Here is a 24945-nt window from a genome sequence, read left to right on the forward strand (position 1 = left end):
GGAGAGTAGGAGAGGCGCATCGCTCCGATGCATGCAGTGCTTGCCCTCGAAACAAGTTGTGACGAGTCTGCGGCTGCGGTCCTACTCCGTCACGCTGATGGACGAATCGACGTTCTGGCGTCGCGGATTGCGTCCCAGGTCGAGGAGCATGCCCGTTGGGGTGGTGTTGTGCCTGAAATCGCCTCGCGTCGTCACGTCGAGGCCCTGCCTGGGCTGGTGGAGGCCGTTGTCAATGAGGCGGGTGTCGCTTTAGGGCAGCTGGATGCCATAGCGGCAACGATCACTCCAGGCCTGGCTGGGGCTCTGATGGTGGCCTCGGTGACCGGCCGCACCCTTGCCGCGCTGCATCAGCGCCCCTTCCTCGGCATCCATCATCTGGAAGGCCATCTGGCCTCGGTGATGCTTGGAGATGCTCCACCGCAAGCGCCTTATTTGGTGCTGCTGGTGAGTGGGGGCCACACTGAGCTGATCCTGGTGGCTGACGACGGGGCGATGACGCGTCTAGGCCGAAGCCATGACGATGCCGCTGGAGAAGCTTTCGACAAGGTGGCGCGCCTGCTCGGTCTGGGATACCCCGGAGGCCCTGCCATCCAGGCTGTTGCCGAAACGGGTGAGGCAACGCGCTTCCGCCTGCCCAAGGGGCGGATTTCATTGCCGGGCGGTGGGTTTCACCCCTACGACTTTTCCTTCAGTGGTCTGAAGACAGCCATGCTCCGCACCGTGGAAACACTGCGGCAGACCAGCGATCCGCTGCCTCTTGCCGATCTGGCCGCCAGTTTCGAACAGGTAGTGGCTGATGTTCTGGTGGAACGCAGCCTCCGCTGTGCTGAAGACCATGGTGTTCAGCAACTGGTGATGGTCGGCGGTGTCGCTGCGAACCGTCGTTTGCGCCAATGCATGCTCGAACAGGGGAAAAAGCGGGGCATAGCAGTCTCCATCGCTCCTCTGGCCTTCTGCACCGACAACGCTGCAATGATCGGAGCTGCGGCCTTGATGCGTCTGGGCCAGAACACGGCTTCCACCTCTCTTGAATCGGGAGTTGCGGCCCGCTGGCCCTTGGATCAAGCCAATGCTCTTTACACATCAGACCCACCCTTTTAAAGAAGCCTTTTAGGCTTAAACGCACCCTTCGGTCTCTGCGTCGTGGATCAACCGGAAACCAGATCAGATGCTCCGGAGCCCGTGGAGGCAGAAGAGCTGAACGCCTGGAAGCGTGGGTTTACTCCGCAAGCCGAAATCTGGAACGGCCGTCTGGCGATGATCGGCCTGTCCGCAGGGATCGCAGTAGTCCTTTTGGTGCGTGTGTTCAGCGGTGGCTGATTAGCTTCGGCCCCGTAGGGCTTGAGCCAGTTCGTTGGGTTTGAGGCTGACAGCTACAGCCTCTGTGGCGTCAATGCGATCTGCCTCCACCAGGGCCAGCAGCGATTGATTGGTTGTCACCATCCCATCAAATCCGCTGCGTTCCATGATTTCCTCCACCTCATCGAGCGCCCCCCGCTGGATGTAGTCCTTGCAGGCATCGGTGTTGATCAGAATGTCGTGATACGCCGCCCGTTTTCCGTCTTTCGTCTTGATCAATCCCTGGGCGATCACCCCCAGCAGCGACTCGGACAACGAACGGCGCACACTCTCCTGTTCCTCAGGTGAATACATGCCAAGGACCCGTTCCACGGTTTTCACCGCTGAATTGGTGTGGAGCGTCCCGAACACCAGGTGGCCGGTCTGGGCGGCTTCGAGGGCCGTGGAGAGGGTTTCCTGATCCCGGATTTCGCCCACCAAAATCACATCAGGGTCTTCCCGCAGGGCGGCCCTCAGGGCGTTGTGGAATTTGAGGGTGTGCAATCCCACTTCCCGGTGCCGGATGAGGGACTTGCGGCTCTCGTGCACGAACTCGACGGGATCCTCGATCGTGAGGATGTGCCGTGCCTCGTTGCGGTTGATCCAGTCGATCATGGCCGCGAGGGTTGTGCTTTTGCCGGACCCTGTCGGTCCGGTCACCAGGATCAGTCCCTTCCGACGGGCCGCGAGGCTCTGCAGCACGTTGGGGAGATGCAGCTGATCCATGCTGAGGATCGTCTGCGGAATCAGGCGCAGCACCATGGCCGGGCCGCGCAGTGAATCCATCAGGTTGATGCGCACGCGCACGAAGGGGAAGGCATGGGAGCCGTCGAATTCCTTGTCGCGGTTGAAGCCATCGATCTGCTGTGGCGTCAGGATTTCCTGGAGCCATCCCTGAAAGACATCGGCCTGGGTCAAGGGCCATTCCGTGCCTTGCATGTCTCCCCGTGCGCGGTAGCGCGGTACTTCTCCAACACCCAGGTGGACGTCGGAATGGCCGGCCTCATGGGCGATGCGAACGATCTCCTCGAGGCTTGGAGAGCCATCTGCAGCTGATCTGCGCGCCGGGTTTTGAACCTCCAGAGATCGTTCTGAGGTACGAACCGAGGTTGGGCGCGGCGGGAAGCTGGGGGGGGAAACCGGCTGAGCCACGTTGATGGCGAGGGATCTTTCATCAGGATCGTCTCGATGCTCGGACTGGCAAGGATTTCTCACTGTTCTCTCCGGGTTGACGCCCGTAAACTCCGGCGGTCCGTCTGGATGGAATGGCTGAACAGCCCCGCGTCACGATCGTTCTGGGAACGCGTCCCGAGGCGATCAAGCTGGCTCCGGTCATCCGGACGTTCCAAGCCTGTGATGCATTGCAGACCCGTGTTGTCTTGACCGGTCAGCACCGTGAAATGGTGTGCCAGGTGATGGATCTGTTCCATCTCCAGGCGGATCAGGATCTCAATCTGATGGCACCTCGTCAGACCCTGACGCATGTCACCTGTGCTGCTCTGCAAGGGCTACGGGAAGACTTTCAGGCCTACCCCCCGCAGTTGGTCCTGGTGCAGGGCGACACCACCACGGCGTTTGCCGCTGGTTTGGCTGCGTTTTACGAGCAGATCACGATTGGTCATGTGGAGGCCGGTCTGCGCACCGACGATCTTTTGGATCCCTTCCCAGAAGAAGCCAACCGCCGGCTCCTCTCCCAGATCGCGACCCTTCATTTCGCGCCGACGGCTAAGGCGGAATCCAACCTGAAGGCCTCCGGTGTGGTCGGGGAGATCTCCGTGACCGGCAACACCGTGATCGATGCGTTGTTGTTGATGGCGAAATCGGCGCCGGATGTTCAGTTTGATGGCCTCGATTGGGACCAACAGAGGGTGATTCTCGCCACGGTCCATCGGCGTGAAAACTGGGGTGAGCGTCTGCATGACATCGCTGCAGGAATGCTGAAGGTGCTTGAGCGCTACCCCGACACGGCGCTTCTGCTGCCCATGCACCGCAACCCGACGGTGCGTGAACCGCTGCAGGCCCTGCTTGGAAGCCATCCCCGTGTCGTTCTGACCGAACCTTTGGACTACGACCGTCTCGTCGCAGCGATGAAAGGCTGCTGCCTTTTGCTCACCGATTCCGGTGGTCTTCAGGAGGAGGCCCCTGCGCTCGGGAAACCTGTGCTGGTTCTGCGGCGCACCACGGAGCGGCCCGAGGCCGTTGATGCAGGGACAGCCCGGCTGGTGGGCACGGATCCCGATGTGATTCTGGAAGAGACCTCGCGGCTGCTTGGGGATGCCACGGCCTATCAAGAGATGTCCCGCGCCGTTAACCCCTTTGGCGATGGTCATGCCAGTGAACGCATCCTTGAGCGTTGCCGCCGACAGCTCGGGATCTGAAGCGTCCCTCAGCAGCGATGGCTGTTACCGCTGGTGGCTGCGGCGCTGCCTGGGTACGGGCGAAGGGTGCCTCCTCTTCCTGGGTCTGAATCCCTCAAGAGCCGATGGCCAGCGTGATGATCCGACCCTGCGCCGTTTGATCGGCTTCGCCAGGACATGGGGATATCGGGAGTTGCTGGTGCTGAATTTGTTTGCCCGGATGTCGCCGTCTCCGGCGGCGCTGCTGCGGGTGAAGGACCCCATCGGTGAGCAGAACGACGCGATATTGAACCTCTGGTTCAACCACTGGTCCCAAACATCTGGGGTCGATCTCTGGTGTGGATGGGGGGCGAATGGGGTGCGATGGGACCGGGCTCAACTGGTTCTTGGAGACATTCAGCGTTTGTTGCCACAACGCCGACGCTCGGTTCCCGACTCGCCGCATCCTCTGATGTTGGGTCAGACGGCCTCGGGGCAACCGCGTCATCCGCTGTACGCCCCGCGCAACGCCTGTCTTCGCCCTTTTCTCTGGGCAGACCCGGAACTGATCCGTCATCCTGTGGGGACCGTGATGGATGTCTTTCTGCGCTGATGTCCCGTACGCCCCGCCGCTACGCCGTCCATCTCCACCTTGTGGGAGGCCAAACCGAACGGGTGTTTTTTCCGAAACTCGAGACCTTTCAAGAGTGGTATCAAGGGGTGGTCAATGCCGAGAACCAGGGCGGTTTCGTCAACGTTCCCCTCAGCGATCTGGAAGGCGAGTATCTGGTCGTACGTCCCCAAGCCGTGATCGGCGTGCGCGTGGAACCTCAGTTCTCCTCTGTCGATGACGCCTGAGCGTCTGGGCCTCCTCTGGGGCGTCACGGTTTCCTCGGGTGCTGCGGCCCGTTTTCTGGCGGCCAAGTCGGAATTTCCTGGGGTGGTGTTGCTGCTCTTGTCTGGGTTGCTGATCGGTCGCTCTGGTCTGGGTTGGGTGGAACCCCTCGACCTCGGCTCCGGGCTTGGAACCGTGGTGGGTCTTCTCGTCAGCCTGGTGCTTTTCGACGGCGGACTGAATCTGCGTCTGCCTGGAGACACGATCAAGGCCACGGTGCAGCGGATTGCAGCCCTGCGTTTGTTGATCTCCCTGGGCGGCGGTCTGTTGGCAGCCCATTGGCTTGCCGGCCTCAGCTGGTCGCTCGCCGCTGTATTCAGTGCCATCGTGCTGGCCACGGGGCCAACGGTGGTCACCCCTCTGGTGCGTCAGATTCGGCTCGCCCCTCCTCTGGGTGAAGTCCTGGAGGCTGAGGGGCTGCTGCTGGAGCCTATCGGCGCCGTTTTAGCCCTGCTGCTGTTGGAGCTTGCCCTTGGCAACCTGCACGGCTGGCGTGAGGTGATGCTCGGCCTGCTGTATCGATTGGGCGGCGGTGTGCTGATTGGCGCAAGCGTCGGCTGGCTGCTGTCTGAGCTGCTGCGACGGCTCAACCCCGATCAGTTGAAAGGGCTCCCACTTCAGCTCAGTCTGGGTTTGCTGTTTCTGATGTATGGCGTCAGTGAGTGGCTGCTGCCGGAATCCGCCCTGCCTGCTTCGGTGGCGGCGGGCATCGTCGTCGGTCGACGTCCAGGACCTCACACCGCTGAATTGGATGGCTTGATTCAGGAACTGGCGCAGTTGGCGATCACCATGCTGTTTCCACTGCTGGCCGCTGACGTGTCCTGGGCTGAACTCAGCCCGCTGGGTTGGGGCGGAATCCTCTGCGTGCTGTCGTTGATGCTCGTGGTGCGTCCGATTGGCGTGGGTTTGGCCACCATCGGGCTGCCCTTCAAGCTTGAGCAACGGCTGTTTCTGGGTTGGCTAGCTCCTCGAGGCATCGTTACCGCTGCGGTGGCCTCTCTTTTCGCTATCCGTTTGGAGCAGGCCGGAATCCTTGGGGCTGGACGCCTTCAGGGGTTGGTGTTCCTGACCATCCTGATGACGGTTGGCCTCCAGGGCCTCACAGCCCAGCCCTTGGCTCGGGCTCTTGGCCTGGTTAAAACCGACGATGACGAACCTGCCTCAGCCGAGGCAGCGGCGCAGACGCGGCAGGTCCTCACCGATTCGGGCCAGCAGTGACCATGTGGTAATTAGGTCGGGGCCTTGAAGACGCCCAAGCAGAGCGGCGCGCAGGGATTTCATCACAACCCCTTTCTTCACACCGGCTGCTTTGGCGGCATCCCCCAGCCAAGCCTTGGCTTGATCGATGTCACTGCCATCCCAAGGGTTGTTTTCGAGCCGCTGTATCAGGTCGGCAAGGGCTGTTTGAGCTCCCTCGACGGCCAGTTGCTCGACAGCATCCTCCTGGAGGTCAGGACAATCAAAGAATGGTTCCGCTTGGTCGACGCCATCTTTGAGCAAGGTGAGGGATGGCCCCAGCAAGGCACAGAGGTCGAGGCACCAGCTGGTGTCGCTGGGAGTGGTCCAACCGCGCTCGGCCCAAAGAGGCGTCAGTTCTTCCAGGAGCTTTCCTGCGGTCCAGCCATGCAGAACCTGGGCATTCAGCCAGTTGAGCTTGTCCCAGTCGAAACGCGCACCGGCTTTGTTGACGCGGTCGAAACCAAAGACGGCTGCGGCCTCACTCAAGCTGAATCGTTCCTCCATGCCCTCCGGCACGGACCACCCCAGCAAGGTCATGTAGTTGGCGATGGCGTCAGGGGTGTAGCCCATGGCGCGGAAGTCGTTGATGGAGGTCACCCCATCCCGTTTGGAGAGCTTGCGTCCCTCGGCATTGAGGATGAGAGGAGCGTGGGCAAAGGTGGGCAATGTCAGGCCAAGCGCTTCGTAGAGGAGCAGTTGCTTGGCGGTGTTGGCAATGTGATCTTCACCGCGGATCACATGGGTGATCTCCATCGCGGCGTCATCGACCACCACAACAAGGTTGTATAAGGGATCGCCGATTTGATCGGCCGGAGCACGACGGGCAATCACCATGTCTCCGCCAAGGTCAGAGCCTCGCCAGCTCATGGCCCCACGCACCAGATCATTCCAGCGAATTTCGGCAGCGTCATCAATGCGAAAGCGGATCACCGCTTCACGGCCTTCTGCCTGAAATGCCTGCTCCTGCTCGGGCGTCAGAGTCCTGTGGCGGTTGTCGTAGCGCGGAGCTTGATTGGCCGCTTTCTGCGCATCGCGCATGGCCGTGAGTTCCGTTTCGCTGGCGTAGCAGCGGTAGGCCAACCCCCGATCGAGCAGGGTCTGTATCGCTTCACGATGCTGCGTCACCCGTTCGCTCTGGATGACGGGTTCCTCGTCCCAGTTGATCCCCAGCCACTGCAAGCCTTCGAGAATGTTTTGGGTGTACTCGGGCTTGGAGCGCTCCTTGTCGGTGTCTTCAATGCGGAGCACGAACGCTCCTTGCTCATGCTTGGCATACAGCCAATTGAAAACAGCGGTTCGCGCCGTTCCAATATGAAGCGTGCCCGTTGGGCTGGGGGCCAATCGAACGCGCACCATCGTGGGTTTTGGTGGTGAGAACGGGACCGACGGGATTCGAACCCGCAACTTCCGCCGTGACAGGGCGGTGCTCTAACCGGTTGAACTACGGTCCCAGATCTGATTCAGAACTCGCGAGACGCGCTCCGAAGAATCTGATCTGTGTCGCCTGCGCGACCTGATCAGTATCAACTGTTGCCCTGCCCTCCGTCAATAACTGATCGCCGGATCAGCCTTGTTTTGTCTTCCGAGTGCTGTCATAAAAAATCCCCGACGACAATGTCGCCGGGAACTGAGGGAAGCATCGGTTCATGACCGAGTGCTCAATGAGTCAGGGACGGAATCCTGCAGGTTCGATGAGCCGAACCTGATTGCCGCGGGCGGTGAATTCACGTCCTTGATCACTTTGAACGACCACGCGGCCGCCGGACTTGACGCGTATCACTCGGGCACGGACCCAGCCGAGGGCGGCTGATTCCAACACCTTCACAACATCACCAGGTTGAAGATCCAACTCCATGCTCAGAACCGGGAAACTGCACGAGGGGAACATCGGACGCGCCGTGGAGGACTCGAACCCCCGACATCAGGTTTTGGAGACCTGCGTTCTACCAACTGAACTAACGGCGCAAGGCGATGTGCCCCTCAGCCAACGTTGAAGTTGGCAACTGATTGAACGAGGTCGAAACCTCAGCGATCGAAGCGCTGCTTCACGCGGGTGGCCTTGCCCACCCGTTCCCGCAGATAAAAAAGCTTCGCCCTGCGCACTTTACCGCGCCGTTCCACCTTGATGGAAGCCACCTGGGGACTATGCAGCATGAACACCCGCTCAACGCCGATGCCCTGGAAAATCCGGCGCACGGTGATGGTCTGGTTGAGACCGCCATGGCGCTTGGAAATCACCACGCCCTCGTAGGGCTGAACACGCTCCTTGTTGCCCTCGCTGATGCGAACACCAACGCGCACGGTGTCACCCACGTAGATCTCAGGAAGATCATCTTTCTGCTGAGACGACTCAAAGGAACGAATCAGAGCTTCGGGGCTCAATTTTTTGGCAGGAGCACTGGAAGCCTTGCTGGGCTTCGCTGCTGTGGCCTCAGGTGCTGTTTCCACAGCCGTTTCGGTGTTGTCGTCGGTCACCGCTGTGTCCTTCGAATCGGCTGCCATCCCAGCTCCGCGTTGAATCGCCAAACTATGAGTGTACCTTTCGACGCCATTGCTCCATCAGGAGTCCTATCCCTGTGATCAGCATCCACAGCAGGCCGATGGCATTGAGAAGAACGACGACCGGTTCCAGTGTGGAACCGAGCCATTCCCCTTCGTGCACCACCATTAACCAGTGAACCTGTTCACGGCTGGCTCCGAACCAGTCCCGGGCCAGGCGGTAACTGACACCGGAGAACACCGTCACCAGCAAAGGCGCCAGAACGACAGGTGCAACGCTTCGATGCAGTTCGCGCAAGCGCACAAGCAGCGACATGACCGGCATCAATTCGGTTGCTCTTGATAGCGTGACGGATATTGGGTTGAGCCATGAATCTCTTTGCTGATCTTCTGGCATCCACCCAGGCAGCGCAGGGGCAGGTGACGGCGACAGGCCCGCGCATCCAGAAGCGTCGCGGTGTTGAGATCAAATCAGCCCGTGAAGTCAAGATCATGCGTCAGGCCAGCCATATCGTCGCCACCGTGCTCAGAGAGGTGATGGGAATGGTGGAGCCCGGCCAGACAACGGGAGATATCGACGCTTATGCCGAAAAACGCATTCGAGAAATGGGAGCAACTCCCAGTTTCAAGGGATATCACGGCTTTCCTGCGAGCATTTGCGCCAGCATCAACAACGAAGTGGTGCACGGCATCCCTAGTTCGAAGCGTGTGATCCGCCAGGGTGATCTGCTGAAGGTGGATACCGGCGCCTACTTCGAGGGGTATCACGGCGACAGCTGCATCACGATCTGCGTTGGAGATGCGCCCCAGGAAGCACAGACCTTGAGCCGTGTTGCCAAGGAAGCCTTGATGGCTGGTCTAAGCCAGGTCAAAGCAGGCAACACCCTGCTGGACATCGCTGGAGCCGTTGAAGATCACGTCAAGGCCAACGGTTTTAGTGTCGTGGAGGATTACACCGGCCACGGTGTCGGCCGGAACCTGCACGAAGAACCTTCCGTGTTCAATTTCCGCACCGACGAGCTTCCCAACGTCACCTTGCGTCCTGGCATGACCCTGGCGATTGAGCCCATCCTCAATGCTGGCAGCAAGGCCTGCCGCACGTTGCGGGATCAATGGACGGTTGTGACCCGCGATGGCTCTCTCTCGGCTCAGTGGGAGCACACCGTGCTCGTGACCAGTGATGGATGCGAAATCCTCACAGATCGGGGCGACTGAGGATCCGGCTATAGGCCCGCCGTCCAAGCTCGGTCAGGGGCATCAACACATAGGTCAGTGGGTTTGGCGTCACGATCACAAGGCGAAAGCCCCAGCTCGCCTGGCGCAGCACTTGGGTTGCGACGAAATCGGCGCCCATCACCCCAATCGGATTGAGTGATGAACGAAAGGGTCCGAGCACCAGCTTTCGAAGGATCAGGGCTTCGCGGCCTGAGGCATCGAGTACCGCACCGCGGATGCTTACCAGCTGTCCCAGCATCCGCTTGGTGAGTTCATACACAGGACTTACGGCAGGCTGGATTTCAGCCTCCGAGGTGTTGATCCAGACCTCCCTCGCACTGCCCTGCGGCGATGCTCTGCTGATGGCCTCAAATCGCTGCATCAGCCTCCAGCTGCTCAAGGTGTTGATCTCCAGCGCCTGATTGATCACCTCGGGGCTTTGGTCGCCCTGAGGATTGATCCCATGGTTCAGGACCAGAACATCGATCTCCGCTAGATCGGCATCCAAGCTGGCTTCGTCTCCGCAGCTCCAGCTCACCCAACGGTGTGGACCATCCGCTTGCTCTGGAGGTGTGGAACCATGGGTGAAACCGATCACCTGGGCGCCTGCGGCACGGAAGCATCGGGTTAGGGCTGCTCCAAGGGCTCCACGAGCGCCTGTGATGCCGATCCGTTTTCCTTGGAAGGGGGACTGGGCCATGGGGCCAGCTTGGGGCATCCTTGAAACGAGCGGAGCAAGAATCAAGCACCAGCTGTGTCAGATGCCGCCCAACTGGTTTTGTTTGCTCCTTACTGCGGTGGTGTCAGTCGCGAGCAGGATCTCTCCGCAGCCCTGCAGATCCTGAGCTGCGGGGAGCTGAAGGGGCGGCGTCCAGTTACCGGAATTGATGGTTACCGATTTGAACTCCGCTGGAATGGGGTCGCTGCGCCGATGGAGAGGCTGGACTGCCAACTTCGTTTTCCCGGTCATCCCGAGGGGGCTGTTGATTTCGCCGTCACCACCCATCAGCTGGTGGCCTGGCTGATGGATCGTTCCCATCTGCAGCCATCGGAGCCGGATCTGCCTGATGGGTTCTGGCAGTGGTTGTTGATGGAGCGCGGAGATGCGCCTGAACAGGCCTAGATTCAATGATGTCAGGCATCACCTCCATGGGAACGACACTGTTGATCGGATCGTGTGAGCCGTTCAGTGGGAAGTCGGCCCTCGTTCTTGGAATTGCCCAGCAGCTTGCTCGCGCCGGACAGCAGATCAGGTTCGGAAAGCCCTTGGCCACAAGCCTGGATTGGGATCCGAACCAGGGCCCGTTGCCTCAACCTCTCATCGACGACGACGTTCGCTTTGTTGGTGAAACGCTGAATCTGCCGCCTGAACGTCTGATTCCTTCGATGCATCTGCTGTCGCCGACAACAGCTGCCCAGCGCCTTGGCCAGGGCGAGTTGGATGCCGGCCAAGGTTTCGCGGAGCTTCGTCAGCGCATTCAGGCTGACGAAGGACTCACCCTCTTGGAATGTGCGGGAAGTCTCCAGGAGGGATTGCTGTACGGCCTCAGCCTTCCGCAGCTGGCCACAGGTCTGGATGCCAAGGTCGTGTTGGTGCACCTTTGGCAGGACAGCCGCAGCGTGGATGCGCTGCTGGCGGCCAAGCAGACCCTGGGTGACCGTCTGGTTGGAGTGGTGCTCAACGCCGTCACGCCAGAGGAGGTCGAAAGCTTGGAGCGCCAGGTGGTTCCTGCCTTGCAGGGCCTGGGCCTGCAGGTGTTCGGCGTTATGCCCCGTTCCCCGTTGCTGCGCAGCGTCACGGTTGGTGAGTTGGTGCGGCGGCTGAATGCCCGGGTGATTTGCTGCCAGGAAAGGCAGGAACTGTTGGTGGAAACCCTGAGCATCGGGGCGATGAATGTGAATTCGGCCATGGAGTTCTTTCGAAAACGACGCAACATGGCTGTGGTGACGGGGGCTGATCGCACGGACATCCAGTTGGCTGCTCTGGAGGCATCAACCCAATGTTTGATCCTTACTGGGGCAGGGGAACCTCTTCCTCAATTGATCAATCGCGCTGAAGAATTGGACGTGCCCTTGCTCAAGGTGGAGCATGACACCCTGGCCACGGTGGGCGTGATTGAGCAGGCGTTCGGTCATGTGCGCTTGCATGAAGCTGTGAAGGCCACCTACGCCTTCCGTCTTGTGGAAGAGCACTGCAAGCTCGATCAGCTCTTCAATGCATTGAATCTGACGGTTCAGCACGCCTGATGGTTGCTAACTTCCGATGAAATCAGGCGGCGGGTTTTCATTGGGTCAGTCACTGGATCTGCCAGCTCTTGATCGGGTTGACACCCTTGCGCAGGAACTCGCTCTTCTGCAGGACAAAAGCCAACGAAGGATCGCCATTCTCGGTAGCCGTCATGTGCCCGTTGTGGCGGTTCACCTGATCGAATTGGTGGCCCGCTCACTGGTGCAGGAAGGCCATTCCCTGATCACATCAGGATCTCAGGGAGTGAATGCTGCGGTGATTCGCGGGTGCCTTGAGGTGGATCCCTCCAAACTCACCGTGCTCTTGCCCCAGAGCCTCGATCGACAGGTGCCTGAAATCCGAGATCTCCTGGACAGGGTGTTGCACCTTGTGGACAAGCCCGAGCAGGATGATCTGCCTCTGCCGATGGCCAGCAGTTTGTGCAATCAAGAGATCATCAACCGTTGTGATCAGTTGATCTGTCTCGCATTTCACGACAGTGAAACGCTGTTGGCGAGTGCACGAACTGCGGAGGATATGGGGAAGGTGGTGAGCCTTCTCTACTTCGACTGATCAGCCGGCAGTGCTGATCACGGCCCGAAGTCCCTCCACGTAGCAGATGCCAACGGCAGTCACCCCCGTGGCCCAGCAGAGTCCCCTCAGAGGTGGGACGTTGCCGACGTAGGCGAACAGATAAACGAAACGGATGCCTGGCCAGATCCAAGCTGCCGTGACGGCCGTTGGGCTGTTGACTCCGCTGATCAGACACAACAGCATTGCCGGTGCCCCCAGGGTCAGTGCTTCCCAGCTGTTCTCCTGTGCCCACACGGCGCGCTGCCCGAAGGCTGGCAGCCGTTCAAACATCGCCCGAGGTGCCTGAAGATCAGCCATGGTGAAGTCGGCTTTGGCCCGTCCGGCACCAGTGAGCACGATGCTCACCATCACGACGGCTCCCATCAGGCAGAGGGCCCAGGCAAACGCAGGAGACATGACATCCGATCAATCCCGTGGACCCTAACGGGCACGGGTGGACCGCAACCTGCTGGAGATCGGCGGGTTTCTAAGCTGGAGGATCGACAGGTTTGCGACATGGCCAGCACTTATTCCTTCGATGTGGTCTCCGACTTTGATCGTCAGGAGCTGGTGAACACCCTGGATCAGGTGCGTCGCGATGTTGGCAACCGTTATGACCTCAAAGATTCAGGTACCGAGATTGACCTGGAGGAAACCGAGCTGGTGATCACCACGGCCAGTGATATGACGCTTCAGGCTGTGGAGGATGTGCTGCGAACAAAAGCGACCAAACGCAACCTGTCTCTCAAGATTTTCGATTTTCAATCACCTGAAACAGCAGGAGGCAATCGGGTGAAGCAGGTGGTGAAGCTGCGTAAAGGCCTGAGTCAGGAGATTGCTAAGAAGCTGAGCAAGATGGTGCGTGATGAGCTCAAAAAGGTGACGGTGGCAATCCAGGGTGAAAGTGTGCGGATCACGGGCAAGAGCAAAGATGATCTACAAGCCGCGATTCAGCTCGTCAAGAGTAAGGAAGATGAGCTTGATGTTCCTTTGCAGTTTGAGAACTATCGCTGATGAGGAGATTGCAACGTTTGGCTTTGAGGTGATGCAAGTCCAAAAGCAGTCTTGATGGTGTCCCCAAAAATGTGAGTTCCTGCCACAAACCCATGGCTCAACAAGTTTTGTGCTGGTGTTTGTGGTAATTTGATCAAAATTTTCGGTTTTAGTGAGCAGCTTCGCCATCGCGGTTCGTGTTTTTGATGGCGAAGCTCCCTACCTTCAGTCTTTCATTGATCACCATCGCCGCCTAGGTGTTGATTCTTTTTACCCGGTGGTGGCCCCTGGGGCTGCGCCACTGTGTCGCGAAATTTTTGCGCGAAATGGAATTGCTTTCCATGAGTCGGATGGTCAGAGAATTAGTTCTGTTCAGGATCTGATTCGTGAGGATTATGTCGCCGTTATTGATGCTGACGAATACTTGCATCCTGATCTGTTCTCTTTCCTCGATCAGGAGAAGGCGGAATCGCTTCTGATGCCTTGGAGGCTGACGGCATCGATGAATGATGGGTTTTTTGAAGCTCCGCAAAAGAGATTTTTTGTTTTTCCTCAGATCAAGTCGATCGTCAAAACATCGGCGCTTCATCGGCTTCGCCTTCATGCTTCTGCCACGACTGGGTCGGGGCGTTGCCTGGGGATTGCACAAGGCCAGCAATTCCCTGTGCAGCATTACTACCTTCGCGGTCTCGATGACCTCCTGCTGAAAGAGGGTGGTGTTGTGAAGCGAACCTTGGCGCAGAGTTCAGGACGGAAGGAGGTGAATCTGAACGCTGATACGAATTCGATGGATTTCCCCAGCCGTCATGCCCGTGTGGCCTTCCTTTTGAACGTGCTCAAGTCCATGCCTGACCAGCCTGACCCCTACAGCATGTCGTTAGATCGTTCCATGTTGGATCATCTCCGGGACAATGTTGAGGGTGATCCAGAAGCTGCTAAGCAAGAGCTACATGACAGTGTTGTGAAGATTCAAAAGGTTTACCGGAACCGCACAATTCGTCGGGAAATTAGAGCCACGCAGCAGCTCCTTGCTGCAGATCCGTGCAAGGTGAGTTACCAAAAAAGGGTCTTGAAATTGCTTCGCCAGGATTTTCAGTTTCGTCGCTCATGGTTGGGACGTCTGGAACACACTTGTGACTCCTTGTTGATGCATTGGACTTGAGCTGCATGGGTGAGGGACGACGTCTAATCGCTCTGGTCCCGGGCCCGTCGAGCATCGATGATCTTCGCCAGTTCCAGCACATAGCCTGCGGTGCACCAGCGCCCATGACTGCGGGATCGGTTTTCAGGGTCCGAACGGATTTCAGCGGTCTCTGCCATTACTAGATCCAGCTCTCCCTGCGGCAGGTCATAGAGCTCCTGTAATTCAAGTTCCCGGCTGAGCAGATGGCTGCGAAACCATTTGCGGTTTAGTTCCTGGGGCGGGATGTCTCGGCTCAAGGGGCATCACTGCGTGGATGTGTCATTCTCCGGCCATGCAGGTACTGAGCTGGGCCCAATTCGATCAGGCGGTGCAGCAGTTGGCTTCACGCTTTGCCGATTCTGCGTTGACTGGCGTTTATGGGGTCCCCCGGGGAGGGCTGTGCCTTGCCGTCGCGCTCAGCCATGCGATCGATCGCCCCTTGCTCTCAGCACCCGAGCAATCAGCCCTCATTGTGGATGATGTCTATGAAACCGGACGCACCTTGCAGTCGTTGAAACTTCAAGTGCCGCAGGCATCCTTCGCTGTTTGGGTCAGCAAGGGTTGTCCTGATTGGTGGACGGCAGCTGTGATTGTCGAGTCGTCGGAATGGCTGGTGTTCCCTTGGGAAAACCTTGAACAGGCCCGTGCGGACGAGCAGGCCTATCGCGCCTCCCGTGGCTTGTGATGAACAACACCGCACTCAGGATTTATTTGGCGTCTCCCTATGGCTTTTCGGCGCAGTGGAAGCGGCTGCTGTTGCCGGAGTTCATCGGGGCATTGGAAGCCCTGGGGTTGGAGGTATGGGAGCCCTTTTCGCGCAATGGTCAGGTGAATCTGGCGGAACCGGGATGGGCCTATCGCGTCGCGCAGCGGGACCTGCAGGATGTGCGTGATGCTGATGCCCTGTTCGCCATCGTGAATGGAACGCCACCCGATGAAGGGGTCATGGTGGAACTTGGTGCTGCCATTGCCCTTGGTAAACCCACCTTCTTGTTTCGGGATGATTTCCGCAGGTGCACCGATTCCGAGCAGTATCCGCTCAACTTGATGTTGTTTGCCGGTCTTCCCGAACTGGAATGGCAGAAGTACGTCTACAGCGACGTGTCTCAGATCAATGATCCCCAGAAAGCCTTGGCCTGTTGGGCACGATCTTGATTCTCTGGTGAATCAATCGTGGTCTGTTGATGCTGCTCGCTTTTGGATGAGCGCTACCGGGTTGTGATGGTGATGATCAGTTGATGTTTGGTTGTCTCAGTTCAAAGGGCGCGGGAAGAAGTTGCTCAAGTTGCCTTGTTCCCACACCATCAATGCTCACCTCGGCCTTGCTTGGCAGCAGTTCCTGCATCACCTGACGGCATGCGCCGCATGGCATGCGGGATCCTGGGGCTGCATCGCTTTTGGCATCGATGCAGCTCACGGCCAGTTCAATCGGTTGTTTGCCCTGGCTGATCGCCGTAAAAAGGGCGACCCGCTCGGCACAGATGCTCAGCCCATAACTGGCATTTTCCACATTGCAGCCGTCGATCACACTGCCGTCATCACATCGCACGGCAGCTCCCACGTGGAAGTTCGAGTAAGGGCAATGGGCACGTTTGGCGGCTTGTTGAGCGCGCACCAGTAAAGACTCAGCGTTGTTCTCGGCAGGTGCCATGGGCCGTTTCAAAAAGGCTGCTCAGGGTTTGCGTCCCAGCCGATTGGGTCAGCCTGGATTGCTGGCTGAGTTCGAATCCCTTTTGGGGATCAATGACCAGATCTCCGCTCACTGCAACATGACTCTCCTGGGCAGGTCTGCTGGAGGCGCCGGAGTCGTTGAATTTCAGTGCTCCTAATGAGGCTTCGTAAGACCAGTGATAGGTCATGCGATCCTCCTCCATCTGCTCAACACCGGAACTACTGAAGCGTTCCACCAGGGAGGTGAGCCTGCTGTCGATCACTGTCTCCGGTTGAATCCCAGGTTTTTCACCGCGATCAACCCGGAATTGCTGCTGCTCAAGCTGTCGAATGCCTGGGATCGGTTGGCCAGACCACCGGCTCTCCACGGTCTGGATCGTGCAGACCAGTGGAGGCAGAGGAGGTACTGGGGCCAGCACGGAACGATCAGGCCACGGCCGCGAAGCTTTCGCGGAAGGCGTTGATCGTCGCTTCGATGTCGGCGTCGGAGTGCGCCAGGGACGTGAAACCGGCTTCGAAGGCCGACGGTGCGAGGTAGATGCCCCGCTCGAGCATGGCGCGATGCAGCTTGCCGAAGCGTTCAGAATCCGTGCTCTTGGCTTCTTCAAAGTTCCGCACCGGGCCCTCGCATAGGAAGAAGCCGAACATGGCGCTGACACTGGCAGCTGTGATCGGCATGCCAGCGGATTGGGCTGCGTCCTTGATGCCCGCCACGAGCTTCTGGGTTGTGGCCGTCAGCTTCTCGTAAGTGCCGGGCTGCTTGAGCAGTTCCAGGGTCTTGATACCGGCGGTCATCGCCAGGGGGTTTCCACTCAGGGTTCCTGCCTGATACATGGGGCCTGCCGGAGCCACCATTCCCATGATGTCGGCGCGGCCGCCGTAGGCGCCCACGGGAAGTCCGCCACCGATCACCTTGCCCATGGTCGTGAGGTCTGGAGTGACGCCGAAATGCGCCTGGGCACCGCCGTAACTGATCCGGAATCCGGTCATCACTTCGTCGAAGACGAGCAGGGCACCGTTCTCCTTGGTGAGTTCCCGCAGACCTTCGAGGAAGCCGGGTTCCGGCTGAATGAAGCCAGCGTTACCAACAATGGGCTCGAGGATCACGCCGGAGATGGCGTCGGGGTTCTCAGCAAACAAAGCCTTAACGGCCTCGAGATCGTTGTAAGGCGCGGTCAGGGTATTGGCGGTGGTGCTGCGGGGCACCCCAGGGGAATCGGGCAGGCCAAGGGTGGCTACGCCAGAACCAGCCTTCACCAGGAACATGTCCGCATGGCCGTGGTAACAGCCCTCGAACTTGATCACCTTGTCCCGGCCGGTGTAGGCACGGATCAGCCGCAACACAGCCATGCAGGCCTCGGTGCCGCTGTTGACGAAGCGCACCATCTCAACGCTGGGCACAGCGTCGATCACCATTTCAGCCAGGGTGTTCTCCAGGGCACAAGGTGCTCCGAAGCTGGTGCCCTTTTCGATCGCCTCCTGCAGTGCTGCGATCACCTCGGGGTGGGCGTGGCCGCAGATGGCCGGTCCCCAGCTGCCGATGTAGTCGATGTATTTATTTCCATCCACGTCCCAGGCATAGGGACCCTTCACCCGATCGAACACGATCGGCTGACCGCCAACCGACTTGAACGCCCGCACAGGGGAGCTGACACCTCCAGGCATCAGGGCCTGTGCTGCGCCGAAGATGGCCTGAGAGTGGCTGGTGTTCAACGCGGGAGCTGTCACTGGAACCGACGCCAAAGGGCTGATGCAAACCGTGCAACATCCTGACTCAGGAACGTCCGGTTCTGTTTGCTGTGTTTCTTAATTGCCCACTTCGCACGCATTTTGATGCGTAGTCTTTAGTCAGATCGAGATCGATGTGGCCCACGACTGGTCAGTACTGGAGAGGGATCTGCGCCGATGTCTGCCCCCTCGGGCCATCGTGGCGAAGCGTCAGGAACTGCTCAGTTACGACTGTGACGGACTGACGCTTGAGCGCCACTGTCCGCCTCTGGCGGTGCTGCCGGAGACCACCGAACAGGTCGCCGCGGTGTTGCAGTGCTGCCATCGGCACGGTGTGCCGTTTGTGGCTCGCGGCAGCGGAACCGGCCTCTCGGGGGGAGCGTTGGTGGATCAGCAGGCGCTTCTGGTGGTGACCAGTCGCATGCGTCGGGTGCTCGACCTTGATCTGGCCAATCAGCGGGTCACGGTGCAGCCCGGGGTCATCAACAGCTGGGTGACGCGCGCTGTCGCAGGTGATGGGTTTTATTACGCCCCGGATCCGTCCAGCCAGGTGGTTTGCAGCATCGGCGGCAATGTGGCAGAAAATTCGGGAGGGGTGCACTGCCTCAAATACGGCGTGACCAGCAACCACGTGATGGGGCTTGAGGTGGTGCTGCCCGATGGAACCATCACGCAGTTGGGCAATGGGCTGGCCGAATCCTGCGAACTGGATCTACGTGGTGCGTTCATCGGCAGCGAAGGAACGCTGGGCATTGCAACGGCCATCACCCTGCGCCTGCTTCGGGCTCCGGAGTGCGTGAACGTGCTGTTGGCGGATTTCGCCACGATGGAAGCGGCAGGGGAAGCGGTGCGATCGGTGACCGCGAGCGGCCTCTTGCCGGCGGGGATGGAAATCATGGACAACGTCACCATCAACGCCGTCAATGATTTTTTCGGGTACGACGAGTACCCCCGTGATGCTGCGGCCGTTCTGCTGATTGAGCTCGATGGCCAGGAGGCTGAGGTTCAGGCCTCTTCTGAACGTGCCGAAGCGCTTTGTCGAGCGGCAGGGGCCCGTGGGCTGCGGCGGGCCCAAGACCCCACGGAGTGCGAGGTCCTCTGGAAAGGCCGTAAATCCGCGTTTTCCGCAGTGGGCAAAATCACGCCGACCTATTACGTGCAAGACGGTGTTGTTCCCCGCAGCAGCCTTCCGTCGGTACTTGCGGCAATTGAACGGCTCAGCCAGGAGCACGGCCTGCCCGTGGCCAATGTTTTCCATGCCGGCGATGGCAATCTTCATCCATTGATCCTGTATTCCCTGGACCAGCCCAACGTGGAGAGGAGCGTCAAGGAGCTCGGTGCCGCCATCCTGCGAGTGTGTCTTGATGCTGGCGGCAGCATCAGCGGAGAGCATGGCGTCGGCGCCGACAAGCGTTGCTACCTCGACTGGATGTTCACCCCCGACGACCTGGAAACGATGGGGTTGTTGCGTTCCGCCTTCGATCCGGACAACCGGGCCAATCCGGGCAAGGTGCTGCCTACGCCGCGCACCTGCGGGGAATCGGCCAAACGGATGGTGACGCTGCCCGCCGGAGTTGAGCTCTACTGAACTGAATCAGAACAACGGTTCATCGTCGTCGTCGTCGGCTGGAGGCCAGTCGAGGTCAACGCTGACGGGGGCATGGTCGCTGGGCTGTTGGTTGCCGCGCATGCCTTTGTGGATGACGCAGCTGCGGGCGAGTCCCAGCAGCTCGTCACATAGATAGATGTGGTCGATCCGCCAGCCGCGGTCCCGGTCCCAGGCACCGCTGCGGTAGTCCCACCAGCTCCAGTGACCGGAGTCCGGTTCGAACACCCGGAACACGTCCTGAAGCCGATCACCTAGGGCGTCACGAAGGGCCTGGCGTTCGGCATCGCTTGCCATGATTCCGCCGGTCTGGCGGTCGGGGTCAGGAAGATCGCGTGCTTCGAGGCCGATGTTGAAGTCGCCGACCATGCACAGCGGCTCGCCGCGTTGCTGTTGAGCTTCGAGATAACGCTTGAGGCAGCCGAGCCAGGCCAATTTGTAGGGGTATTTCTCCGACTTCAGGCTCGATCCATTCGGTACATAAAGGTTGAGCACGCGAACGCCATTCAGCAGTGCGCTGATCACGCGCTTCTGGTCGCCGAGATCGTCCGCTTCTGCGTCATCCGGGAGCTCCCCAACGAAGCCGCAGCGCACATCCTCCAAGGGCTCGCGGCTGATCAGGGCGACGCCGTTGTAGGCCTTTTGGCCATGGATGTGCACGTGCCAGCCAGCAGATTTGAAGGCTTCAAGGGGAAACAGAGGGTCATCCACCTTGGTTTCCTGCAGACAGAGCAGATCCGGTTGCTCGCTCTCCAGCCAGCTGAGCACCTGATCCAATCGCGTGCGAACTGAGTTCACGTTCCAGGTGGCGATCTGCACGGTTGATCCAGTGGCGTCCAAGACCCTTAGCATCAGCTAATTCTCAAATTCGTTGATGTCTCGCCGTCTTGCGGCTGTCGCGCAACTGGCGCTGTCTTCCCTGGTGATGACAGCCATCCCGGTGGGGGGGCATGCCCAGGTTGAAGCGCCTTTTCAGAACCGCGAGGAACGCGAGATCTACGGCGACACCGATAGCAGCGGCTCAATTTTGGATTCCGCGAACCCCATGGATCTGTTGAATCAGATTCGGCGGGCGACGGCCATGGATGACGCCACGCCACCCTCCGATGCCATAGACGCGGCCCTCAAGGCCTATCAGAACCCTCCTGAAACGCCGTAGCGCTGGGTTGTTCAGAAGCGGTGCTGCGGGCTGCGCTTAAGCCGAATTTTCCTGCCACCAAATCGATCAGGGGATGGATCACCCCGTTTGTGTCCCGCCGTTCCCGGGCCTGCTTCAGCAGGTTGTGGACAGCCTCTGCATCGCCCTTTTCTTGCCGCAACAGCGCTAGGGCCAAAAGGGGCCTTGCATCATTCATGCTCTCTTTGGCCAGTTGGCCATACAGCTTTATGGCGACCTGATCGGATCCGCCTTGTCTCAGCAGATCAGCCAGAAGCAAGCCGATCTCTAAACGTTGGCCAGGCTCTAGGCCCTTGAACCGGGTGGTGAGCTCCGCTGTGGCTTGACGATGGCGTCCTTGCTCTTGATCCAGCAGCACCAACAGTTGCAGAGCCTGCAGATCATTCGGATGCAGCCGCAGCAGGAGTTGGAGGTCGCGCCGGGCTGCCTCTGGCTGGCCATTGCGACGTTGCAGTTCCGCTTTGAACAGGGAGATTTCGCGCGGCGTGGAGCGGCCAGATAGCCAGGGTTGCAGCACCACTTCGGCCTCTTGCAGGCGCTCCAGTGCTACCAGGCGGTCCAGCAGCAGGACCCGTTCTGCCTGACTGAGATCTTGCTGATCCTGGAGTTGCTTTATCAGCAGCTCAACCTGTTGATCTTCAGCCTGGCGATGCCCGCGCGCTCGCGTTTCCGGGGCCATGGAGGCAACGCAGATCCAACCGACCATTGCAGCCCCAACGATGGATGCCAGCAGCAACAGAATCCGGCGCGGGCTTGGCATCCGATCTCGAATTAGCCACTTCAGTCTGAGGAGATTGCAGTGGGCTGGCTACAGTCTTTACAAGGGCTTTTGACTCCGCCCGGATCAGCATCAATGCGCGCCCATCCGATTCCCCCGGTCACAGAGCCGTTGCAGTACCGGGCCATCGGGCTTGTGCGCGGCACTTACGCCCCAACCGATCCCGAGCAACTCACCCGCGGCACCTTGACCGATGCCAATGGGGTCCCTCTTGAAACTGTTGTGCTCGGTCGTGTGCTCACCCTGATTCGGCGGCATCTCCCCCTGGATCAACCCCACCTCTGGGTCGTCTATCCCAGAAGCCGTGAAAGTGATCATCTGCATCTGCAGATCGCTGGGGTATGGGAACCCAGCACCCTGGCTCCGGACCAAGCCGATGCCTCCGACACCCTGCCGGAGGGTGACGATTTCTTCTCCATTCGAGGGGAGTTGATCTTCACCAAGCCTGAAACTGGCGAAATGGTGGTGAAGGTGAGGCAGCAGGCCCGTGCAGACGGCCACCGTCCGCTTCCCTTCAAAATCCAGATCAAGGGAGAGCTTCCCCTTGAACACCTGCGTCACTTCGTCAGCCTCGACCTGCGCCGCCAGGGACAGGAACTGCACCTCGAAAATCATGAGGTGATTGCTCCCATGCCGACGCGTGGAGGCAAATCCAAGGGAGGTCGTGGGCGTGCCACCTCCCGCGCTCGCAGCTGATGGCAGAGGCGGGGCAGGGCTCTACGGGGGCACTTCGGGCAGGCGTTGCCGTTGCAGGCATTACCGCCCTCGGCGCTTTCGGCCCTGCCCTGGGTCTCTCTGCTGCCTGGATCGTGGTGGCGGTTGGCGGTGCCCTGGTCACCCTCAGCGTTGATGCCGCCACCTGGGAAGGTATGGGCGGACACATCCTTGCCGAAGCTTTGCCCGGTGGGCAGGAGCGTTTGCGTCGAATTGCGGTGCATGAGGCGGGCCATGTGCTGATCGCGGAAGAGGAGCAACTTCCGGTTCAGCAGGTGCTGGTGGGAACCCTGGCCTGTGTGCGTGCAGGATTGCGTAGCAGCGGCGCAACTGAGTTTGCTGTGCCGGACAGCGTCCGCATGCCTCTTGAGGATCTACGGCGTTGGAGCCGGGTGCTTCAGGCCGGTATCGCCGCTGAGACCGTGGTCTTTGGCAAAGCCCGCGGTGGTGCTGATGACCGTGCTTTGTTGGGACGGCTGTGGGGACTGTCGGGCCATGACGTGGCTACGGCCCAGCGGGAGCAGCGTCGCGCCCGCCGTGAAATTGAGCAGCAGTTGCGTCAGCAGCGTGAGGCGCTTGACCAGCAGGCTGGTGTTCTGTTGGAGACAGCCCCGCGTCTGGGGCGATGAGTGCTCTTTGGATTGATGCCCCAACCGGGTTAGCAGGGGACATGCTCCTGGCCGCACTGTTGGATTTAGGCGTGGACCAGGCCGTGGTGGAGTCGCCGCTGGCGGCCCTCGGTTTGGCAGGGAGCTATCGGATTACCCAGCAGGAGGCGCGCAGTGGAGGTCTCCGGGGGGTCCGCGTTGATGTGCAGGGTCTTGAAGATCAGCCGCCCCACCGCCACTGGTCGGGGATCCGTGATCAGATCAATGCAGCTGCCTTAGCGCCATCGCTGAAGCAACGGGTACTGGCCGTGTTCACCCGTTTGGCGGAAGCCGAAGCCACCGTGCATGGAACTCCGGTGGAGGCCGTTCACTTCCATGAGGTCGGAGCTATCGATGCTCTCGTGGATGTGGTGGGTGTCTGTGCCGCGATTGACGATCTCAAGCCAGCCAGGATCGTCTGTTCTCCGTTGCCTGCTGGGAGCGGAACGGTGGCAACCGCCCATGGCCTGTTGCCGGTGCCCGTCCCTGCCGTGCTCGAACTGGCGCGACGTCACCGCATTCCTTTGCTTCAGGGCGGAGACCTGCCCACGGGAGAGTTGGTGACGCCAACGGGCCTCGCCCTGGTTTCGGTTCTGGCGGAACAGTTTGTCGCTCCTGATCGTTTGGTGGCCGAGAAGGTTGGTGTTGGCCTCGGCCATCGCCAACTGGACCGCCCCAACCTGGTGCGCTTGGTGCTGCACAGCCCAGCGGCGAATGCGGTGGAAGGTCCCCGTTGGGAGTCGTTGGTCGTGCAGGAAGCCTGGATCGATGACGCCACCCCAGAAGAGGTTGCGGTCTTGACCAATCGCTTGCGTGAGGCGGGAGCGATCGATGTGGCGGTGCAGCCGTTGCTGATGAAAAAGGGCCGCAGTGGCCAGTTGTTGACGGCGCTTGTGCGGGATGAGGATGCCGATCAGATCCGCAGCCTCTGGCTCAGTGCTGGCAGCAGCATCGGCCTGCGTGAGCGGTGCCAGGGACGCTGGGTGTTGCCGAGGCGGCAGGGCGTGCTCGAAACCCCCTGGGGGCCCGTCGCCGCCAAACAGGTGCGTCGCCCCGATGGTCGTTGCACCGTCAAGGCCGAAGCGGATGCCCTGGAGGCCCTTCAGGCCAGCACTGGGTGTTCCCTTGATGAGCTGCGGGCTGCTGTCGCTTCAGCACCGTTTGTCAGCACGGAAGATTGGGCTTGATGAGCAAGTTTCTCCGTCAACCCAAGCTCTGGATCACGCTGGCCAGCCTGATCTTCATCGCTGTGGCTCTGGCCCAGCAGGGGGGGCAACTTCGCCAGCTGAGCTTGATGGCCAACGGTTGGTGGTGGCTGGTGCTGGGGCTTGGACTGACCTGGCTCAGCATCCTGATCAATGGTGTGGCCTGGCGGGATCTGCTGGTTTGGTTGAAACATCCTCCCCAGGGCCTCGCTGTGGTGCCACTGTTTGTGCGCAGCAATCTGCTCAAGTACCTGCCGGGAGGGATTTGGCACCTGGTGGAGCGGGTCCGGGTGCTACGCCCGGCGATTGGCGGCGGCCCTGCCCTGGCCGGGGTGATCCTGGATCCACTCCTGATCGTGGCGGCGTCCGTTCTGGTTGTGGTTGCTGGTGGATGGCAGCAGGGCCTTGCTCTGCTGGCACCCTGGCCTGCACTGTTGATGATTCCCCGCTGGCGCGAGCCCCTTCTGCGTCGACTGGAACGTTCCAAGGCGGCGCAATTGCAGTCAGCTGGCAGTGGGCCCTTGGAAAGTGAGGGAAGCGGCCGCGGCGGCTATCCCTGGCGGCCCCTCAGCCTTCAGCTGCTGTTCGTGCTCTGCCGCTTTGCCGGGTTCTGGTGCAGCGTCCAGGCCTTCGGCATTCAAAGTCCGGCGCCATTCACCTGGCTCGCGGCCTTTGGACTGGCCTACGCCGTTGGGCTGGTGGTGCCTGGTGCACCTGGGGGGCTGGGAGTGTTTGAGGCCACCCTGCTGCTGCGTTTGGGTGCTGCCGTGCCAGAGGCACAGTTGCTCGCAGTGGTTCTCAGCTACCGACTCCTCTCCACCCTGGCCGATGTTGTTGCCAGCGGGGCACTGGCGGCTGATCGGATGGTGGTCCAAGGTTTGAAACGTCCCCGCTGACCCCCGTGCTGTTGTGCTGCTGAGT

The 24945-nt window shown here is 60.1% G+C and carries 33 protein-coding genes and 2 tRNA genes; 20 read left to right on the forward strand and 15 right to left on the reverse strand.

Going from position 1 to position 24945, the window contains the following annotated elements; all coding sequences use genetic code 11:
* The first annotated feature begins 27 nt into the window (after positions 1-27).
* Complete coding sequence (gene tsaD, locus FZZ90_RS11630) at positions 28-1101, forward strand: tRNA (adenosine(37)-N6)-threonylcarbamoyltransferase complex transferase subunit TsaD (RefSeq protein WP_226425943.1); 1074 nt, start codon at positions 28-30, stop codon at positions 1099-1101.
* Positions 1102-1143: 42 nt separating this feature from the next.
* On the forward strand, positions 1144-1320 hold the full coding sequence (locus FZZ90_RS11635) for a chlorophyll a/b-binding protein (protein WP_226414054.1): 177 nt from the start codon (positions 1144-1146) through the stop codon (positions 1318-1320).
* Here the strand turns inward: FZZ90_RS11635 and FZZ90_RS11640 are convergent, their stop codons facing one another.
* A complete protein-coding gene (locus tag FZZ90_RS11640) occupies positions 1321-2421 on the reverse strand; it encodes a type IV pilus twitching motility protein PilT (protein ID WP_255613862.1) in 1101 nt (366 codons plus the stop codon).
* 182 nt (positions 2422-2603) lie between these two features.
* Here FZZ90_RS11640 and wecB point away from each other — a divergent pair, with 182 nt between their 5' ends.
* The 4 genes from wecB to FZZ90_RS11660 are packed head-to-tail and all read left to right on the forward strand — an operon-like array spanning position 2604 to position 5787.
* A complete protein-coding gene (gene wecB / locus FZZ90_RS11645; protein WP_226425945.1) occupies positions 2604-3716 on the forward strand; it encodes a non-hydrolyzing UDP-N-acetylglucosamine 2-epimerase in 1113 nt (370 codons plus the stop codon).
* Positions 3685-4287, forward strand: coding sequence for a DUF1643 domain-containing protein (locus FZZ90_RS11650; RefSeq protein WP_226425946.1), 603 nt, complete (start codon positions 3685-3687; stop codon positions 4285-4287). The genes wecB and FZZ90_RS11650 overlap by 32 nt, the downstream gene beginning before the upstream one ends.
* Complete coding sequence (locus tag FZZ90_RS11655; RefSeq protein ID WP_115010390.1) at positions 4287-4532, forward strand: hypothetical protein; 246 nt, start codon at positions 4287-4289, stop codon at positions 4530-4532. Before FZZ90_RS11650 ends, FZZ90_RS11655 begins: the two co-directional genes overlap by 1 nt.
* Complete coding sequence (locus FZZ90_RS11660; protein WP_226425947.1) at positions 4522-5787, forward strand: sodium:proton antiporter; 1266 nt, start codon at positions 4522-4524, stop codon at positions 5785-5787. Before FZZ90_RS11655 ends, FZZ90_RS11660 begins: the two co-directional genes overlap by 11 nt.
* On the opposite strand, the gene gltX is transcribed toward FZZ90_RS11660, so the two are convergent.
* From gltX to FZZ90_RS11690, 6 genes are all read right to left on the reverse strand, one after another.
* Positions 5731-7164, reverse strand: coding sequence for a glutamate--tRNA ligase (gltX, locus tag FZZ90_RS11665; protein ID WP_226425948.1), 1434 nt, complete (start codon positions 7162-7164; stop codon positions 5731-5733). The two genes, FZZ90_RS11660 and gltX, sit on opposite strands and share 57 nt — an antisense overlap.
* Positions 7165-7185: 21 nt before the next feature.
* Positions 7186-7259 (reverse strand) — tRNA-Asp (locus FZZ90_RS11670).
* Positions 7260-7474: 215 nt separating this feature from the next.
* Positions 7475-7663, reverse strand: coding sequence for a hyperconserved protein Hcp (locus FZZ90_RS11675; RefSeq protein ID WP_006043540.1), 189 nt, complete (start codon positions 7661-7663; stop codon positions 7475-7477).
* Between the two features lie 37 nt (positions 7664-7700).
* Positions 7701-7773: transfer RNA gene (locus FZZ90_RS11680), tRNA-Trp, on the reverse strand.
* Between the two features lie 60 nt (positions 7774-7833).
* A complete protein-coding gene (gene rplS / locus FZZ90_RS11685; protein WP_226425949.1) occupies positions 7834-8310 on the reverse strand; it encodes a 50S ribosomal protein L19 in 477 nt (158 codons plus the stop codon).
* A gap of 25 nt (positions 8311-8335) precedes the next feature.
* Positions 8336-8623 (reverse strand): PepSY domain-containing protein, encoded by a 288-nt coding sequence (locus tag FZZ90_RS11690; protein ID WP_226425950.1) that lies wholly within the window; start codon positions 8621-8623, stop codon positions 8336-8338.
* Between the two features lie 53 nt (positions 8624-8676).
* On the opposite strand from FZZ90_RS11690, the gene map reads away from it, so the two are divergent.
* Positions 8677-9522 carry a type I methionyl aminopeptidase gene (gene map / locus FZZ90_RS11695; RefSeq protein ID WP_226425951.1) on the forward strand — a complete coding sequence of 282 codons (846 nt, stop codon included), beginning with the start codon at positions 8677-8679 and terminating at the stop codon, positions 9520-9522.
* On the opposite strand, the gene FZZ90_RS11700 is transcribed toward map, so the two are convergent.
* Positions 9503-10240, reverse strand: a complete 738-nt coding sequence (locus FZZ90_RS11700) for an SDR family oxidoreductase (RefSeq protein WP_226425952.1) — start codon at positions 10238-10240, stop codon at positions 9503-9505. The two genes, map and FZZ90_RS11700, sit on opposite strands and share 20 nt — an antisense overlap.
* Before the next feature lie 36 nt (positions 10241-10276).
* Between FZZ90_RS11700 and ebsA the strand changes: the two genes are divergently transcribed.
* Genes ebsA through FZZ90_RS11715 form a run of 3 tightly spaced genes read left to right on the forward strand, consistent with a single transcriptional unit; the run spans position 10277 to position 12322 of the window.
* The gene (gene ebsA, locus FZZ90_RS11705; RefSeq protein ID WP_226425953.1) at positions 10277-10645 is read left to right on the forward strand and encodes a type IV pilus biogenesis protein EbsA; all 369 of its coding nucleotides are present in this window, start codon (positions 10277-10279) and stop codon (positions 10643-10645) included.
* 26 nt (positions 10646-10671) lie between these two features.
* On the forward strand, positions 10672-11769 hold the full coding sequence (locus FZZ90_RS11710) for a phosphotransacetylase family protein (protein WP_226425954.1): 1098 nt from the start codon (positions 10672-10674) through the stop codon (positions 11767-11769).
* Between the two features lie 16 nt (positions 11770-11785).
* A complete protein-coding gene (locus FZZ90_RS11715; RefSeq protein ID WP_226425955.1) occupies positions 11786-12322 on the forward strand; it encodes a DNA-protecting protein DprA in 537 nt (178 codons plus the stop codon).
* Here the strand turns inward: FZZ90_RS11715 and FZZ90_RS11720 are convergent, their stop codons facing one another.
* Entirely contained in the window at positions 12323-12739 is a 417-nt protein-coding gene (locus FZZ90_RS11720; protein WP_226425956.1) for an MAPEG family protein, read from the reverse strand.
* A 99-nt stretch (positions 12740-12838) separates the two neighbouring features.
* On the opposite strand from FZZ90_RS11720, the gene FZZ90_RS11725 reads away from it, so the two are divergent.
* Both FZZ90_RS11725 and FZZ90_RS11730 read left to right on the forward strand, forming a co-directional pair.
* Complete coding sequence (locus FZZ90_RS11725) at positions 12839-13336, forward strand: YajQ family cyclic di-GMP-binding protein (RefSeq protein ID WP_226425957.1); 498 nt, start codon at positions 12839-12841, stop codon at positions 13334-13336.
* Positions 13337-13487: 151 nt separating this feature from the next.
* Positions 13488-14477 (forward strand): glycosyltransferase family 2 protein, encoded by a 990-nt coding sequence (locus FZZ90_RS11730; RefSeq protein WP_226425958.1) that lies wholly within the window; start codon positions 13488-13490, stop codon positions 14475-14477.
* A gap of 23 nt (positions 14478-14500) precedes the next feature.
* Here FZZ90_RS11730 and FZZ90_RS11735 read toward each other — a convergent pair whose 3' ends face one another.
* A complete protein-coding gene (locus FZZ90_RS11735) occupies positions 14501-14755 on the reverse strand; it encodes a hypothetical protein (RefSeq protein ID WP_226425959.1) in 255 nt (84 codons plus the stop codon).
* Positions 14756-14772: 17 nt separating this feature from the next.
* On the opposite strand from FZZ90_RS11735, the gene FZZ90_RS11740 reads away from it, so the two are divergent.
* Together FZZ90_RS11740 and FZZ90_RS11745 are read left to right on the forward strand one after the other, a co-directional pair.
* On the forward strand, positions 14773-15183 hold the full coding sequence (locus tag FZZ90_RS11740) for a phosphoribosyltransferase (RefSeq protein WP_226425960.1): 411 nt from the start codon (positions 14773-14775) through the stop codon (positions 15181-15183).
* Entirely contained in the window at positions 15183-15653 is a 471-nt protein-coding gene (locus FZZ90_RS11745; protein ID WP_226425961.1) for a nucleoside 2-deoxyribosyltransferase, read from the forward strand. Before FZZ90_RS11740 ends, FZZ90_RS11745 begins: the two co-directional genes overlap by 1 nt.
* A gap of 76 nt (positions 15654-15729) precedes the next feature.
* Here FZZ90_RS11745 and FZZ90_RS11750 read toward each other — a convergent pair whose 3' ends face one another.
* From FZZ90_RS11750 to hemL, 3 genes are read right to left on the reverse strand one after another with little or no spacing between them, the layout of a single operon-like run.
* Positions 15730-16149 carry a cytidine deaminase gene (locus tag FZZ90_RS11750; RefSeq protein ID WP_226425962.1) on the reverse strand — a complete coding sequence of 140 codons (420 nt, stop codon included), beginning with the start codon at positions 16147-16149 and terminating at the stop codon, positions 15730-15732.
* Positions 16124-16588, reverse strand: a complete 465-nt coding sequence (locus FZZ90_RS11755; RefSeq protein WP_226425963.1) for a hypothetical protein — start codon at positions 16586-16588, stop codon at positions 16124-16126. Before FZZ90_RS11755 ends, FZZ90_RS11750 begins: the two co-directional genes overlap by 26 nt.
* A 7-nt stretch (positions 16589-16595) precedes the next feature.
* Positions 16596-17897, reverse strand: coding sequence for a glutamate-1-semialdehyde 2,1-aminomutase (gene hemL / locus FZZ90_RS11760; RefSeq protein WP_226425964.1), 1302 nt, complete (start codon positions 17895-17897; stop codon positions 16596-16598).
* 136 nt (positions 17898-18033) lie between these two features.
* On the opposite strand from hemL, the gene FZZ90_RS11765 reads away from it, so the two are divergent.
* Positions 18034-19485 (forward strand): FAD-linked oxidase C-terminal domain-containing protein, encoded by a 1452-nt coding sequence (locus FZZ90_RS11765; RefSeq protein ID WP_226425965.1) that lies wholly within the window; start codon positions 18034-18036, stop codon positions 19483-19485.
* Positions 19486-19491: 6 nt separating this feature from the next.
* Here FZZ90_RS11765 and xth read toward each other — a convergent pair whose 3' ends face one another.
* Complete coding sequence (xth, locus tag FZZ90_RS11770) at positions 19492-20355, reverse strand: exodeoxyribonuclease III (RefSeq protein WP_226425966.1); 864 nt, start codon at positions 20353-20355, stop codon at positions 19492-19494.
* A 22-nt stretch (positions 20356-20377) separates the two neighbouring features.
* Here xth and FZZ90_RS11775 point away from each other — a divergent pair, with 22 nt between their 5' ends.
* Positions 20378-20662 carry a hypothetical protein gene (locus FZZ90_RS11775; protein WP_226425967.1) on the forward strand — a complete coding sequence of 95 codons (285 nt, stop codon included), beginning with the start codon at positions 20378-20380 and terminating at the stop codon, positions 20660-20662.
* Here the strand turns inward: FZZ90_RS11775 and FZZ90_RS11780 are convergent.
* Entirely contained in the window at positions 20628-21440 is an 813-nt protein-coding gene (locus FZZ90_RS11780) for a hypothetical protein (RefSeq protein ID WP_226425968.1), read from the reverse strand. The genes FZZ90_RS11775 and FZZ90_RS11780 overlap by 35 nt on opposite strands.
* A gap of 93 nt (positions 21441-21533) precedes the next feature.
* Here FZZ90_RS11780 and FZZ90_RS11785 point away from each other — a divergent pair, with 93 nt between their 5' ends.
* From FZZ90_RS11785 to FZZ90_RS11800, 4 genes are read left to right on the forward strand one after another with little or no spacing between them, the layout of a single operon-like run.
* Complete coding sequence (locus tag FZZ90_RS11785; protein WP_226425969.1) at positions 21534-22154, forward strand: hypothetical protein; 621 nt, start codon at positions 21534-21536, stop codon at positions 22152-22154.
* Entirely contained in the window at positions 22154-22801 is a 648-nt protein-coding gene (locus tag FZZ90_RS11790; RefSeq protein ID WP_226425970.1) for a hypothetical protein, read from the forward strand. Before FZZ90_RS11785 ends, FZZ90_RS11790 begins: the two co-directional genes overlap by 1 nt.
* Positions 22798-24006, forward strand: a complete 1209-nt coding sequence (gene larC, locus FZZ90_RS11795; RefSeq protein WP_226425971.1) for a nickel pincer cofactor biosynthesis protein LarC — start codon at positions 22798-22800, stop codon at positions 24004-24006. Before FZZ90_RS11790 ends, larC begins: the two co-directional genes overlap by 4 nt.
* The gene (locus tag FZZ90_RS11800) at positions 24006-24920 is read left to right on the forward strand and encodes a lysylphosphatidylglycerol synthase domain-containing protein (RefSeq protein ID WP_226425972.1); all 915 of its coding nucleotides are present in this window, start codon (positions 24006-24008) and stop codon (positions 24918-24920) included. Before larC ends, FZZ90_RS11800 begins: the two co-directional genes overlap by 1 nt.
* The last annotated feature ends 25 nt before the right edge of the window (positions 24921-24945 follow it).

The organism is Synechococcus sp. MU1617 (assembly GCF_020514235.1).
Lineage (GTDB): Bacteria > Cyanobacteriota > Cyanobacteriia > PCC-6307 > Cyanobiaceae > Parasynechococcus.

Coding starts and splice junctions, on each gene's coding strand:
- tsaD (WP_226425943.1), top strand. CDS start 28: ATGCATGCAGTGCTTGCCCTCGAAACAAGTTGTGACGAGTCTGCGGCT.
- wecB (WP_226425945.1), top strand. CDS start 2,604: ATGGCTGAACAGCCCCGCGTCACGATCGTTCTGGGAACGCGTCCCGAG.
- FZZ90_RS11655 (WP_115010390.1), top strand. CDS start 4,287: ATGTCCCGTACGCCCCGCCGCTACGCCGTCCATCTCCACCTTGTGGGA.
- FZZ90_RS11660 (WP_226425947.1), top strand. CDS start 4,522: ATGACGCCTGAGCGTCTGGGCCTCCTCTGGGGCGTCACGGTTTCCTCG.
- gltX (WP_226425948.1), bottom strand. CDS start 7,164: ATGGTGCGCGTTCGATTGGCCCCCAGCCCAACGGGCACGCTTCATATT.
- FZZ90_RS11675 (WP_006043540.1), bottom strand. CDS start 7,663: ATGGAGTTGGATCTTCAACCTGGTGATGTTGTGAAGGTGTTGGAATCA.
- rplS (WP_226425949.1), bottom strand. CDS start 8,310: ATGGCAGCCGATTCGAAGGACACAGCGGTGACCGACGACAACACCGAA.
- FZZ90_RS11690 (WP_226425950.1), bottom strand. CDS start 8,623: ATGTCGCTGCTTGTGCGCTTGCGCGAACTGCATCGAAGCGTTGCACCT.
- map (WP_226425951.1), top strand. CDS start 8,677: ATGAATCTCTTTGCTGATCTTCTGGCATCCACCCAGGCAGCGCAGGGG.
- FZZ90_RS11700 (WP_226425952.1), bottom strand. CDS start 10,240: ATGCCCCAAGCTGGCCCCATGGCCCAGTCCCCCTTCCAAGGAAAACGG.
- FZZ90_RS11710 (WP_226425954.1), top strand. CDS start 10,672: ATGGGAACGACACTGTTGATCGGATCGTGTGAGCCGTTCAGTGGGAAG.
- FZZ90_RS11715 (WP_226425955.1), top strand. CDS start 11,786: ATGAAATCAGGCGGCGGGTTTTCATTGGGTCAGTCACTGGATCTGCCA.
- FZZ90_RS11720 (WP_226425956.1), bottom strand. CDS start 12,739: ATGTCTCCTGCGTTTGCCTGGGCCCTCTGCCTGATGGGAGCCGTCGTG.
- FZZ90_RS11725 (WP_226425957.1), top strand. CDS start 12,839: ATGGCCAGCACTTATTCCTTCGATGTGGTCTCCGACTTTGATCGTCAG.
- FZZ90_RS11740 (WP_226425960.1), top strand. CDS start 14,773: ATGTGTCATTCTCCGGCCATGCAGGTACTGAGCTGGGCCCAATTCGAT.
- FZZ90_RS11745 (WP_226425961.1), top strand. CDS start 15,183: ATGAACAACACCGCACTCAGGATTTATTTGGCGTCTCCCTATGGCTTT.
- FZZ90_RS11750 (WP_226425962.1), bottom strand. CDS start 16,149: ATGGCACCTGCCGAGAACAACGCTGAGTCTTTACTGGTGCGCGCTCAA.
- xth (WP_226425966.1), bottom strand. CDS start 20,355: ATGCTAAGGGTCTTGGACGCCACTGGATCAACCGTGCAGATCGCCACC.
- FZZ90_RS11775 (WP_226425967.1), top strand. CDS start 20,378: ATGTCTCGCCGTCTTGCGGCTGTCGCGCAACTGGCGCTGTCTTCCCTG.
- FZZ90_RS11780 (WP_226425968.1), bottom strand. CDS start 21,440: ATGCCAAGCCCGCGCCGGATTCTGTTGCTGCTGGCATCCATCGTTGGG.
- FZZ90_RS11785 (WP_226425969.1), top strand. CDS start 21,534: ATGCGCGCCCATCCGATTCCCCCGGTCACAGAGCCGTTGCAGTACCGG.
- FZZ90_RS11790 (WP_226425970.1), top strand. CDS start 22,154: ATGGCAGAGGCGGGGCAGGGCTCTACGGGGGCACTTCGGGCAGGCGTT.
- larC (WP_226425971.1), top strand. CDS start 22,798: ATGAGTGCTCTTTGGATTGATGCCCCAACCGGGTTAGCAGGGGACATG.
- FZZ90_RS11800 (WP_226425972.1), top strand. CDS start 24,006: ATGAGCAAGTTTCTCCGTCAACCCAAGCTCTGGATCACGCTGGCCAGC.